We start from the raw sequence: 13,407 nt of genomic DNA, 5'->3' as shown, positions 1-13,407 counted from the left end.
TCCTTATTTCAAAAGTCCTAAAAATGAATCTAATTTTTGACTGGCTCCTCCTACGAGGCCACCGTCTATGTTTGGTTTGGTGAGTAGATCTTTGATATTGTCCGGTTTTACCGAACCACCATAGAGAATTTGAATTTTCTCTGCGATCGCACTGGCACCCACAAATAAATTACCAATTTCCTTACGGATAAAGGCATGTGCTTCCTCTGCCTCAACTGGTGTTGCCACCTTTCCTGTTCCTATGGCCCAAACAGGCTCATAAGCAATCACAAGATTAACGAATAGGTCACTTGTAATGTCTTTGAGTCCTTTTTTGATTTGGTCTTCTAAGACAGTAAATGTATTTCCTTTTTCTCGTTCTGCCCAGGTTTCTCCCACGCAGTACACCACGCGAAGTCCCGCTTTTAAGAAGTGAGAAATCTTTTGGTTATCAAACTCGGAAGTTTCCCCAAGAAATTGGCGTCTTTCGGAGTGACCCACAAGAACGGTTGTGATGCCGAGCTCGGCAAGTTGGACTGGAGAGATTTCTCCGGTCATTGCCGTGAGTCCCGATTGATAAGCATTTTGTGCTCCAACAATCAGTTTCGATCCCTTGGCAATTTGCGAGACAGACTCCAAGTGCAGAGCACTTGGGAAAACCATCACTTCATGAAGAGAGGAATCACTCGCAGATACCAAACCTTTGGTGATGGTAACGGCTTCCGCTAATGTCAAATTCATCTTCCAGTTTCCAGCAATGATCTTCTTTCTCATCTTATTTTTCTTCCTTAGGGAGTAAACATTGTACACCGGGTAGGGCACGTCCTTCTAAAAATTCTAAGGAGGCACCACCACCAGTGGAAATATGAGTGATTTTGTCCGCCACTCCCGCTTTGTTTACAGCGGCAATCGAGTCCCCACCACCCACAACGGTTTTAGCTTTGGATTTACTGATGGCTTTTGCAATTTCGATGGTCCCTTTGGAGAACTTATCCATTTCAAACACACCCATCGGTCCATTCCAAAGAATGGTTTTGGCTTCTTTGATTGCCTTTACATAATTGTCGATGGTTTTCGGCCCAATGTCCATCCCCATCCAACCGTCCAAAATCCCCATTTTGTCAACGGATTTGGTTTTGGCGTTGGGATCAAAAGCATCCGCAATGATATGGTCCACGGGGATTTGGAGGTCAACCCCTTGGATTCCAGCACGATCAATGAGTTGGAAGGCTTGGGATTCAAATTCCGGTTCCACAAGGGATTTTCCCACGGGAACGGCTCTGGATTTGAGGAAGGTATAAGCCATTCCTCCGCCAATGAGGAGGTGGTCTACCTTCTCGAGGAGATTTTTTAAAATGGCAAATTTAGAGCTGACTTTGGAACCACCAACGATGGCCACAAAGGGACGTTCCGGTTTGGCAAGTAGGCTACTCAAAACTTCGATTTCTTTCCGCATGAGCAGTCCCGCAAAAGCCGGAAGTAGGTGTGCCACACCTTCTGTAGAGGCATGGGCACGGTGAGCAGTTCCGAAGGCATCGTTTACGTAAACATCTGCCAGTTTGGCCAGTTCTTTGCAGAAACCGGCCGCATTTTCCTCTTCTTCTTTATGGAAACGAAGATTTTCTAAAAGGAGAATTTCTCCTTCTCCCAGTGCATTCGTTTTCTTTACCACGTCCGAGCCAATCACAGATTCCGAGAAACTAACTTTGGTTTTGACAAGTTCGGAAAGAACATCAAACACCGGTTTCATGGAATATTTGGCCTCAGGGCCGCCTTTGGGGCGACCTAAGTGACTTCCGAGAACGAGTTTTGCTCCTTTGGAAATGAGTAATTCCAAAGTGGGAAGGGTTTTTTCAATTCGAGTTCTGTCCGTAGCTTTGCCGTTTTCGACAGGGACATTGAAGTCCACACGAACAAAAACTCGTTTTCCTTTTAGATTTTGTTCTTCTAGAAGAGGTAATTTCATCTTAGCCTTTTTTTGCCATGTAACGAACGAGGTCGAGCACTCGGTTAGAGTATCCCATTTCATTGTCATACCAAGAAACCAGTTTGAAGAAAGTAGAACTCAGTTCAATACAAGCATCTGCATCAAAAATAGAAGAACGAATGTCTCCAAGGAAGTCGTTAGAAACTACCATATCTTCTGTATAACCAAGGATTCCTTTCATAGAACCTTCGCTTGCTTCTTTCATTTTCTTTTTGATTTCAGCAAGGCTTGTTGGTTTTTCTGTGCGAACCGTTAAGTCTACAACCGATACGTCTGGAGTGGGAACTCTAAAACTCATACCAGTGAGTTTTCCGTTCACTTCAGGGATACAAAGTCCTACTGCTTTTGCAGCCCCTGTGGATGCTGGGATGATGTTTTGAGCTGCTCCTCTACCACCACGGAAGTCTTTTTTAGAAGGTCCGTCAACGGTTGGTTGGGTTGCTGTCATCGCATGGATGGTAGTCATTAGGCCTTCTACGATTCCAAAGTTGTCGAGAACTACTTTTGTGATCGGAGCCAGACAGTTTGTAGTACAAGAGGCATTCGACACTACATTGTCTTTTGCAGAATCGTATTTTTCATGGTTCACACCCATTACAAAAGTAGGGATGTCTTTGTCTTTGGCAGGAGCTGAGATCACCACTTTTTTGGCACCGGCTTTGATGTGTTTTTCAGCACCCACTCGGTCAGTAAAAAGACCAGTAGATTCGATCACAAAGTCCACTCCGAGTTCTTTCCACGGAAGTTTTTCTGGGTCTCTTTCTGAGAAGGTTTTTACTTTTTTGCCATCGATAATGATTTCGTTGTCTGTGTGAGATACTTCACCGTCAAAACGACCGTGAGTGGAGTCATATTTAAATAAATAAGAAAGGTTGTCCGGTGTAACAAGATCGTTGATTGCAACGAATTCTAAATTGGGATCTTTGATTCCTGAACGAAGCACCAGTCGTCCGATGCGACCAAAACCATTGATTGCGATTTTTACCATGAGTTTCTCCTAAAAGGCTCGTATCTAGAGATGAAACGATTTTTTAATTACAGAATTTCGAATTCAGGGTCTCTGTCACTCATTTTAAGACCTAAAGGTGCGTAGAAGCCTTAAGAAATTCAGAATTTCCGCCCATAACTGCCTATAATTGTCAGGGCAATCGTCCGAGAGGATTTTAAACTACTGGATGGATTTTGAAAGAGAGCGCAAAAAGCGGTTTGGGCCGAACAAAAGATTTTAGATTCGTTCCTCAGATTTGACAGTGCATTCGGGAAAAGGTCGAGGGCCCAATTTTTGTGGACTTACCTTTGGTTCTTACTGCCTAATCGTTGTTTGTTTTTGTCATACAAACCAACCAACAATTTGTCTCCATCTGTATTCCCTTCCAGAAAACGAATCCCTGCATACTTTGCTTCCAAATAAAGCTCCGTCTCTCCCTCTTGGAAAAAATAGGACTCAGCTCCAATTTTGAGGTCATAATCACTTCGGTAGTATTGTAAACAAAATTCGGAAGCTTTTAGGTCAGCAAAATTGACTTGTAACCGAACAGGGAGGAACACTTCTTCTTGGATTCGAAAGACTAGACATCCTCGTTTTGGTGCCTCTGCATTTTCTTCACTTTCCAAAAAACTCCAGTCATAATTAAGAACCATATAGTCCCCCTGGAATAAGGACCTCGGGTCTCGAGGAAGGAGGGGTAGAAAAACCAATCGACCCTCTTTACGGATTGTCTCTTTTTTTACGACAGCCTGGGTGAGAAATCCAGATAACAGAAGTAAGTTGACTATGAGTAAAAGGGATATTTTTTCTTTCATCTTTTTTTGCCCATAGGGGAGAGACGTAAACAAAAATAGGCGCAGAAAAATAGAAGAGAGGAACCTAACATCAGTTTGGATTTTTCCAAAAGGGTGGTATCTAGGTCGTAATAAAAAGCAAAGTAAAATAACCCAAGAGAAAACCAGGCCAAGTAAGAAAGGAAAGGAATCCCCCTGACAAACCCAATGAGGAGTAGGAAAAAGGAAACAATGATTCCAGGAGTTTCGAGTGTGGGAAAAAAGATTAGACCAAAAAAAAGAATCACAGATCCGAACGTGAGGGAATTGGTTTTGATTTTTAGTTCTTTGTAGAGTAAAACACCTCCTGCAAAAAAGAAAACGAAAGACTGAAACTCTGCAATTTGCGGACTTTGTTTTAATTCTGGGACAAAAGAAAAACCTGCCAAACACAAAAGCGAAATGCTGAGAGAGTAAGGTAGGTTTTCGAAGTTTTCTTTTCTATTTTTAGGATATGTATAATGGTATACTAAAAACAAACAAGCACTTGTTAGAATAGGGATGAGGAAAAGAATTTTATATTCATAAAGTAAAACTCCTGAAAATACAAAAAACAGAATGGGGGATAAAAATCTTTGGATGGGGTTGGAAAATAGGAAAAAGAAGGTAAGTTGGAAAATTAAAATGATCCAGAGAATCGAGGTATCTTCCGGTTTAAAAATATCATACAAACCAAAAAGAAATAAAAAAAATCCTTGGTATAAAAAAGAAAAAAAGACGGATCCATAACTTTGTTTTTTTGTCCTTCTCGGGATAAACGATAACACGGAAGCTGAAATCATCACAAAGAATCCCAAAAAAAGATCTAGTTGTTTGTTGTTCAATAAACCAAGGACAACCAAACAGAGTAAAAAAAATCCGCCCGCAAGAAGGGATCCAAAAAAACTTAAAAGTTCAATGTACCAAGGAGATTTCATGGTTTGCCTTCTTCGATGGGTATTGGCTTTCGTAGGTTTTGCAGATGAGAGACTGCCCAAATCGTATAACCTGTGATGAAAAGTCCAAACTGTAGAAAACTAACACCGGAACTATATGCCCAAATCTGAAAGATGTCGGCGGATTTTAAGATCACTTGACTGAGCCCAAAAAGTAAAATAAAACTTAGGTTCATCAATCGAAATCGAAACCATCGATAGTAGGAATAAAAAACGCCATAAAAAACGAGGGGTAGTAAAATTTGATAAAATAAATAAGAATGGCCCGAATCTATTTCCTTATGATTTCTAAATAAATTTACGTTTACCAAATTAAGAAAACCTAAAGAGAGTAACAGCCCAAGGACCGAAAGAAATGATTTAGTTTTGGTAGAAAATCGATCCGTTTTGAACCAATCAAAAACGATACCAGTCCCACCAAAGATTAGTGAGGTGATACTAAATAAAATAAAAGATCCATTCCCCTCTACCTGCTTGGAATACAAAAAAACTGTGGTAGCACTAAGGACCATCCAAAGACCAGTCACCACTCCTGACCGGGAAACTGGTATTAAGAGAAGGGTGAGTGCCGCCCAACCCAAAAAAAGGTCATAAACATCTGCTCCCGTTTGGTAAATTTGTCCAAAGACTAGAATTTCCGTTCCTGTGAGGAAAAAAATAAGGGTAAGGCCAATTTCAAAATAGATTGGTTTTTTTCGAAAGATAATGGTGACCGCATACGAGAGAAGGATTAGAAATCCAACGAGGCCAAGTTTCACAAATCGATCGAGAAAACTCCAGTTGAAGGCGACTAGAAAAAAAATTCCAGAAAGGAAAAGGGCAGTACCAATCAGTAGTAAAGTGGATTCAAAAAATCGAACCCAATCTTCTACACTTCTTTTTACCATAAGGTAGCGATGACATGGCCTTCTTGTATGACACCTAAGGTCCTAGAATCCACGCCGAGTTCTCTGTTGTCAGCGAGTAGGAAAAATGATTTTTCGGGAACTGTCAGTTTTGGCATATCATCGGATTCTGTTTTACCAGGAGGGATCATGGGAATGTCATTCGATGCGGACTCAGGAAAACTTGTGGGATCAAGAAGGGCACCATTACGAAAGACCATACGCTTTTGTACATAGATCGTGTCACCCGGTTTACCCACAATCCTTGCAATCAATACCGACTTGGGATCAAGTGGAGACCGAACCAAAACTACATCACCAATTCCTAAGTGTTTGGATCGAAACAAACGATTGAAGTAAGCCGTGGATCCATTTTTTAAAGTGGGTTCCATAAACTGGTTTGGAATGTGAACGGGAGTGAAAACATAGTATTTAACTAAAATAGCAGAAATAAGTCCTGCAAACAAGGGGATGAGAAATGCATAGAACCTTGTTTTGAATGGTACTTTGTTTTTTGGTTTAGACATGGAAATAATTGATCTCTCTTCGTAGACTTTCTGATAATTGGTTCATGGTTTGAGAACTGGATTTAGTTCCTTCACTGGACATGGCGGTGGTTTGTGCATGGTTATTGATTTCTGACATAGATCTGGAAATTTCGAGCATCGCCATTTTTTGTTCGTCGGTGGCCTCTTTGATCATTTCCGAGAGTTCGCGAATTTGAGTGACACCTTCGTTAACTTCCTCGTTGGTTTCAATTTGTTTTCTGACGACAGAACGAATCTCTTTTGTCATCTGGTTGATGGAGTTAACTCCAGAAATGGTTTCACTTAAAATCACTATGGACTGATCAATTTTTTCCTGGCCTTGTTGGATCTCACCTTCGTTCTGTTTGATGAGCTCTTCAATATCATCAATCGATTTTGCTGTTTTATCTGCGAGTTTGGATATTTCATCGGCAACCACAGCAAATCCTCTTCCGCTAGCACCAGCCCTTGCGGCTTCGATGGCGGCATTCAGTGCCAGTAAATTGATTTGTTCGGAGATATTGTGAATGATTTCAACAACATTGGTCATCTCTGAAGATGACTGATAGATTTTATCCATGGAAAGTTTCATCTCTCCGAGAGACTTCTCACCTAACTTGGCATCGTTTGTGATCTCTTCCACTCTCACATCTGCAATTTGGAATTTTTTGTCAATTTCGGAAACCGCCCCGTTGAGCTCTGTCATTTTTTTCATCAGTGAAGCCAAGGTAAAGGATTGGGTTTCTGTTCTTTGGGCTACACTTTCAATTCCCGCTGTAATTTCCTCGACGGATGCAGAAATTTCTTCGCTACTTGCTGCTTGGTTTTGTGCGGCATCAGAAAGGGATAACATAGACTCATAAATATCTGAACTTGTATTTGTGAGTTCATTGGAAACAGTTTGTGTTTGGTTTACAATTTGGCGTAATTTGGTTTGGAAATCAAACATGGCATTTGCCATACTACCTATTTCATCTCGGCTAGAATCATAAAAATCGGATTGTAAGTTTCCCTTTACCATTTCTGAGATTCTAACTTTGATTCGCTCCAATGGTTTTAGTTTGGACTCAATCACAAGAACTGTGATGATTCCAATGAGCAAAACGACAACAATCGAGATTCCAAGGGTTGTGAATAAACTTGTGAGTGTTTTTTCATACAACTCTGCATTTTCGAAAATACAATAGATAATATAATTGAACTCAGGGTTTTTGACATAGAAAATTCTTTTTAAGGTTCCATCTTCCGTCGAATCGGCAAAACCGAGTGCTTCATTTTTTTGGAAGGGAATATCAAAAACTAACTTTGTTTTTGCGTTACTACCAATTTCTTTTTTATTTGTATAATAAACAATGGTTCCATCTCCATCAAAAAATCCAACCTTCCCAGATGTTCCTATTCTAATATTTCCTAATATAAAACTAGAGAGTTTGCCAATATTTAAAAATCCGCCAACATAACCTAAAAATTGATCATTTTGGTACACCGGTAGTGTGTAAGGCGATACAATGTCGCCGGAAATACGAGAACGAATGCTTGTATGTCGAAGAGGACCTTGTTTTGCGAGCCCCACATCTTCTATAAAAAATATGGATCCTGTTTGGGAACGGTCGTATTCATTTGTGGATACAAAGATTCCTTCTTCTGGTTTGTAGTAGAAAAGAGCCTCCACTGCATGATTTGTACTTTTAAGTTGGATTTCGTTTAGAACCGCACGGATCCCTTGCAGGTCTTTTTTTACAATTTGGTCTTTTAATTTATTTTCTGCAAAGATAGAAAGAGTGAGCCTATCCCGAAAGTCGACCAGTGTCACTCGCATCAGTGTTTCTGAATCCATCGCTGCTTGTTCCATACTGGAATGAACTAAGTCTAACTCTTGTTTGAAATTAAGTCGGTAGTTAACGATAAACAAAACTAGGATTGCTGCAAAAAAGGCAAGTACAGTTTGAAATCCCAAATCTCTAGCGAGGTTTCTTGTATTGATTCGTTTTGTATGGTCGTTTCTGATGGAAAGCAGGATTCCTTTAATATTAAATTTGTTTTCTACATAATTGATAAAGATGGATTGGAAAATAACAGTAAAGGCAAGGGTAAGAAAAAGACCGATTGCCATTTCACTCATGAGGACAAAGTTTTTGGATTTTGAGTAGAAGAGTAGAGCTCCGATCACGAACAAAAATCCAATCGCATACCGAATGAGCATATCGATGATTGCTACTTTTTCTAAATGGTCCAACCAGAAATAGGCCAGTTTATGATCTCGTTTTGTGACTTCTGGCCTTCCGATCCGAGAGACCGGTGCAAATCGAATCCAATAAAATGTAATACAAAACCCGAGTATAAAGAAAACTGAAATAGAAGTGGAAATTAGAATAGTTTGAAATTCTTCTCCTGACCATTCGGTGAAAAAGTAAATATAGCCGAGGAGAGTGGGGACACCGATTCCGTAATTAAAACCTTCTAGACCAAAAATTATAAATTTGATCATTTTACGCATATCCATACCCTAGGGATACAGATCGTCTAAGAATTGTAAACGTAAAATTCCCACTGAAAGCCAATATGAAAGACTCACTAGTTCTAAAAACGATCCAGGAAAAGATTAAAAACTTGGGCAGTCTTCCCGGTTGTTATCTTTGGAAAAATGAAAGTGGGGAAGTCATTTATGTAGGGAAAGCTCTGAAATTACAGTCAAGAGTCAGGTCCTATCTGAATCCCAACCAAAAGGATCGGAAAACAAGAGCTTTATATGTTGAATTGTTCGACTTGGATTGGATTGCAACAATTACAGAAAAGGAAGCCTTACTCCTCGAAGCTACACTCATAAAAAAATACAACCCAAAGTTCAACGTTAGGTTAAAGGATGACAAAAAATATCCCTTTCTCTGTGTCTCGACAAGTGAAGACTATCCCATGGTATTTTTGACAAGAAAGATCAAAGACAATGGAGATCGTTATTTTGGCCCCTTTACGGACGTCAAAGCAGCCCGCGATACCTTGGAATTGATACATAGAATCTTTCCAATTCGTAAAACCAAACTCAAACTTCCTCTCGCAAAACCACAAAGGCCTTGCCTCAACTTTCATATGGGGCGTTGCCTTGGACCTTGTCAGGGAAATGTTACAAAAGAAACCTACGCCGAGTTAGTTGGTGAGATTTTAAGTTTTCTTGAAGGAAAAAAAGAGCGATTGGTTTCTGGTTTGAAATCGGCTATGGTTCAGGCATCTGAAAAAATGGAATATGAAAGAGCTGGATTTTTAAAAACCAGAATCGATAAAATCATCCAAGTTAGAGAAAAACAAACTGTCGTTAGTATGGATGGAGGAGATGAAGATATTCTTGGGATCAGTAAACGTGACGATGAGGGACAGATGATCATTCTGGAAGTTAGAGGAGGGAGACTCGAAGGTAAAAAATCCTTTCCACTAACAGGCCTTTCTTTTTCAGATGATGAAGAAGTTTTCACCTCTTTTCTTCGTGATTATTATTTGAATGTGACTCTCCTTCCGAGTATTGTTTTTTTACCTCCGTCGGCCAAAGGGAATTACGATGTTTTTTTGGAAGCCATCACAGAAAAATTTGGAACTTCCATTAAACTGAAATTCCCAGAAATGGGACCAAAAAAATCTCTCCTTCGTTTGGCAGAAAAAAATGCAGATTTAAGTTTAACGGAACGAATTCTTGCCACAAAACTCCGAGACCAATCGGTGGCAATGAAGGAACTCCAAGAAAAATTGAATTTGCCTGTGTTGCCAAGAACCATCGAGTGTTATGATATCTCTCACTTCCAAGGTTCCTCTCCTGTGGCAAGCGGGGTGATGTTTGTGGATGGAAAACCGTATAAGGCCGGTTATAGGCATTATAAAATGCGTGGGTATGAGGGGATCAACGATCCTGGGATGATCCATGAAGTGATTGCAAGAAGACTCAGTCATTTAGTGAATGAAGAAGAACCACTGCCTGATCTCATTGTGATTGATGGTGGCCTGACACAACTATCACGAGCGGCAGAAGCTGCCAATGCTTTGGAGCTTGGCCACATTCCTATGGTGGGTCTTGCCAAAAAAAGAGAGGAAATTTATTTTCCTGGAGAAAAACACCCTTATAGTTTTGACATCCATTCTCCTATGATGCGCCTTCTTCGGAATTTGCGAGATGAAGCTCACCGTTTTGGTGTTACCTTCCAACGTGTCCAAAGGAAGAAAAAAGCTCTAAAATCTATCTTGGATGGTATGGAAGACGTTGGAGCCAGTAGACGAAAAAGTATCCTTTCCTATTTCCAATCCAAAAAAAAGGTAACCGATGCAACGAAAGAAGAGTTAATGGAAGTATCAGGAATTGGGCCTGTGCTTGCGGAAAAAATTTATTCAGGCATCCAAAAACTCAAAAAAATAGAACCATAAATTTGGATTTCCCACCCAGAGCCATAGAGGTGGGAGATGCGAAAACAAACCCTTGTCTTTCTTTTATTTTTCTTTGGTTCCTGCCAAAACAAAGACAAAGCCCCCTTTTTATTGTTTGGTGATAGTTTTACAGAAACACCAAAACTTGAATTCCAATATGGAAGTTTGGAAGAAACCGGGAACTTAATTGAAAATACAAGTTATACAAGTTTTGAATCTGGTATTCTTTGTCTCCATTCGCTGCCTATTTCTTTATATTGGCGTGAGTTAGGTGGAAAGTTTCGGATTTGTTGGAAAACGAATGATACTTTGTCTGAAAAATGGAAAGAGGGGTTTTCTCTCTTAGATACAGAAAGTACCGAATACCCCTCCTGGAATCTAAAAGGAAAAAATTGGGCCGCAACTCTCACGGAATATGGAAAGTGGAAAAAGGAATCGGAGAGGGAAGGTGCGCTCTTAGAATGGGATTCCCAGATTTGGTCCAGTGGCCTTGTCACATATCAGAAGTTTGCTGTACAACATCCTATATTTTTACAGAGAACAAATGAACTTTGTGAAGTGGTTTTTCCCACGAAGAGACTCTCAGGTTCCCTAAACAAACGCACCTTAATTTCTTTGGAACTTCCTTGTCCCAACTTAAGTGAAATCGCCGAAAAAATCGAAACTCAAAATGAAGAGTGGTTAAGACATTGTGAACCAGCAGAGCCAGTCGTATCGGAGGTTTTTCGGCATTCTGAGTCTTCTTACCAAAGATTTATAGAATGGGAAAATCCGAAAGATTCCGTGATTTGTCCGACCACCCATTCTTTGGAATGGGAGAAAGAGGGGACAAAAAACTATTTCCAGTCGGATCTTTTTTTTAAACGGACCAAGTTACTATTGCCAGGAGGAATTGCCATTCTCTCGGATGATCCTGGATTCAGTGGTATTCCTATTCCTAAAGAATTCCTAGCTAATTTAGGAACAGAAATAGTTGTTCGGTGGGGAAATTCAGAGTATCACGATTCGGATTTTTTCTTTCGTCAGGGAAATGAGTTTTTTTCCAACCAAAGGAATTCGGTCTCTTGCCGTGACCAATTTCAGTTTTGGAATTCAAAGGATTTGTTTTGTGGAAATCCGGGCCTACCGAACCAGTTGGAAAGGAAGTTAAGAGTAGGCAGTCCCCCCAGCTGCCAATCCAATCAAATTCAAATCACAGAATTCTATCCGGGGAACCACTTCGATTCTAGGATGCCAATCCCAGCCTACTTCGAATTTCAAAATACCGGAGATACTTGTGATGGTTCCGCCCTCCATTGGATTTTTGATCATACCATTTATCCACTGTCAGCGGAGGAATGGGTTTTGCCATCAGGGGCCACATTTCTAATGACAAGGAAACTTTGGTTAGGTTGGGATCTGTTTGAAAAAGAAAAACCTTTTCCCATTCCCAAAGTTGTCTTTCAAATACCTGACTTTATTTGGGAGGAAAGAAAGGGCAAAAAGAAAACCGAATTTCAATCGGATCCATCACTTCACCATTTACTTCGTTTGAGAGAACAAAATCGATTTTCGATTGTAGTTGGTCCTGGAGGGGAACACCCGCATGGCCGAATGGAGGCCTCACCCCATTTTTTGCAGTATGGATTTCAAATTAGTCCAGGATCAGTAAACAATGATTTGGTGGAAAAACTTTCTACCGATCTTTTGGAATACAACCCGAACCAATCTCCTTTTTTGGATTTTGGATTTAGCGGGCCTGAGGAGGGAGTTGTTTCTTTTGAAAGGGAAAATGGAAATCGGTATTTGTTCTGGAAACCAAACGGGTCTCAATTTCAAACTTTGTCAACTTTTCCTTCCCTTTGTAATGGAGAGAACTTCTACCAATTGCCGGACGGATTTTTTTCAGAAACTTTCCGTTCGCTTCGTTACTTGGGAAGAGAAAGTGGGGGGCCAGTTCTTTTTTCCTGGGACACAAAGATCATAAGGGAACGAACCTTGGAGGGAACTCGTTCCCTCCATCCAGAACCTAATCCTTTTGTTTTTTCTCGCTCCCTATTTCCATCGAATCATTGTATCTCTGACTTTCGCAGTCCTGGAACCAGTAAACATCGCAGTTTGGAAGTAGAGCGATTAACACCTGCATTCACTTATCTCACCAATCTTCCTTTCGGAAACCAAATAGAAGTAAAGTTAGGGAATGGCAACGGTACCATACCTCTAACGATAGAAACTTCAGGAGTAAATACTTATTCGCTGAGTTTTGGAACTCCACTTCCTTTTTTTCAAGAAGAACAACTCTATTCTTATTTTTCAGATCCTTCCCTCATCCAACCAAAAAGTTTTCTGGAACGTAGGGGCCCCATACAACTAGAGGCCATATATCCAAATCCAAAGGAGTCTCAAAATGAATGGATCTATCTCTGCAATCGATCAGAGAGTGCCGAAGACTTAAGTTTGTATTTGGTGGAAGACGAAGTGAGCACCGATGATCTCGTTTCCTACCAAACGCGGTTTGCCAATTTATCACCTTTAGGTCTGGGTGGCCAGAGTTTTGTATACAATACAACAATTCTAAACCCGGGCCATTGTGCATGGATTGTTGATCCCGATGGTAAGGATTGGTTTTTTCCGATCTTTCATTCGGAATCGGACTTACTCCTTACGGTCAAGTCAACCCAAACCATTGGAAACGGAATTTCATCGGGGGAATTCGTCCAAATCCGAAAAAAACTAGGGCAAACATACAAACTCATTTCCTCCTTCGGGCACAAAGAAAGCCATTCTCCTTTTCGCATCCCTGTAGTAACTGGTGAGTACCTATGGCTGAAGTCTGGAGTTATTGGAATGTCCCCTGACGATTTTGAAATTTTTCGTGAGGAATTTTGAAT

General features: G+C 40.5%; 10 protein-coding genes. 2 read left to right on the top strand and 8 right to left on the bottom strand.

The window, feature by feature from the left end:
- Window positions 1-3: 3 nt before the first annotated feature.
- The 8 genes from tpiA to LEP1GSC199_RS12315 all read right to left on the bottom strand — a co-directional run bounded on the left by tpiA (window position 4) and on the right by LEP1GSC199_RS12315 (window position 8,621).
- A complete protein-coding gene (gene tpiA, locus LEP1GSC199_RS12350; RefSeq protein ID WP_002983285.1) occupies window positions 4-753 on the bottom strand; it encodes a triose-phosphate isomerase in 750 nt (249 codons plus the stop codon).
- Between the two features lies 1 nt (window position 754).
- A complete protein-coding gene (locus LEP1GSC199_RS12345; RefSeq protein WP_002982441.1) occupies window positions 755-1,945 on the bottom strand; it encodes a phosphoglycerate kinase in 1,191 nt (396 codons plus the stop codon).
- 1 nt (window position 1,946) lies between these two features.
- Window positions 1,947-2,954, bottom strand: coding sequence for a type I glyceraldehyde-3-phosphate dehydrogenase (gene gap, locus LEP1GSC199_RS12340; RefSeq protein WP_002973650.1), 1,008 nt, complete (start codon window positions 2,952-2,954; stop codon window positions 1,947-1,949).
- A 302-nt stretch (window positions 2,955-3,256) separates the two neighbouring features.
- Window positions 3,257-3,769 carry a GDYXXLXY domain-containing protein gene (locus LEP1GSC199_RS12335; protein WP_002982660.1) on the bottom strand — a complete coding sequence of 171 codons (513 nt, stop codon included), beginning with the start codon at window positions 3,767-3,769 and terminating at the stop codon, window positions 3,257-3,259.
- Window positions 3,766-4,704, bottom strand: coding sequence for a DUF4401 domain-containing protein (locus tag LEP1GSC199_RS12330; protein WP_002982806.1), 939 nt, complete (start codon window positions 4,702-4,704; stop codon window positions 3,766-3,768). Before LEP1GSC199_RS12330 ends, LEP1GSC199_RS12335 begins: the two co-directional genes overlap by 4 nt.
- Entirely contained in the window at window positions 4,701-5,609 is a 909-nt protein-coding gene (locus tag LEP1GSC199_RS12325) for a DUF2157 domain-containing protein (protein ID WP_002983055.1), read from the bottom strand. The genes LEP1GSC199_RS12330 and LEP1GSC199_RS12325 overlap by 4 nt, the downstream gene beginning before the upstream one ends.
- A complete protein-coding gene (gene lepB, locus LEP1GSC199_RS12320) occupies window positions 5,603-6,133 on the bottom strand; it encodes a signal peptidase I (RefSeq protein ID WP_002982787.1) in 531 nt (176 codons plus the stop codon). The genes LEP1GSC199_RS12325 and lepB overlap by 7 nt, the downstream gene beginning before the upstream one ends.
- Entirely contained in the window at window positions 6,126-8,621 is a 2,496-nt protein-coding gene (locus tag LEP1GSC199_RS12315; protein WP_002982493.1) for a methyl-accepting chemotaxis protein, read from the bottom strand. Before LEP1GSC199_RS12315 ends, lepB begins: the two co-directional genes overlap by 8 nt.
- 74 nt (window positions 8,622-8,695) lie before the next feature.
- Between LEP1GSC199_RS12315 and uvrC the strand changes: the two genes are divergently transcribed.
- A complete protein-coding gene (gene uvrC / locus LEP1GSC199_RS12310) occupies window positions 8,696-10,537 on the top strand; it encodes an excinuclease ABC subunit UvrC (RefSeq protein WP_002983297.1) in 1,842 nt (613 codons plus the stop codon).
- Between the two features lie 36 nt (window positions 10,538-10,573).
- Window positions 10,574-13,405, top strand: a complete 2,832-nt coding sequence (locus LEP1GSC199_RS12305) for an LIC11755 family lipoprotein (RefSeq protein ID WP_002982480.1) — start codon at window positions 10,574-10,576, stop codon at window positions 13,403-13,405.
- Window positions 13,406-13,407 lie beyond the last annotated feature (2 nt).

The sequence above is a fragment of the Leptospira vanthielii serovar Holland str. Waz Holland = ATCC 700522 genome (genome assembly GCF_000332455.1).
Classification (GTDB): domain Bacteria; phylum Spirochaetota; class Leptospiria; order Leptospirales; family Leptospiraceae; genus Leptospira_A; species Leptospira_A vanthielii.
Note: the sequence above shows the minus strand (reverse complement) of the source record. Positions and strands in the feature narration are given on the sequence as shown.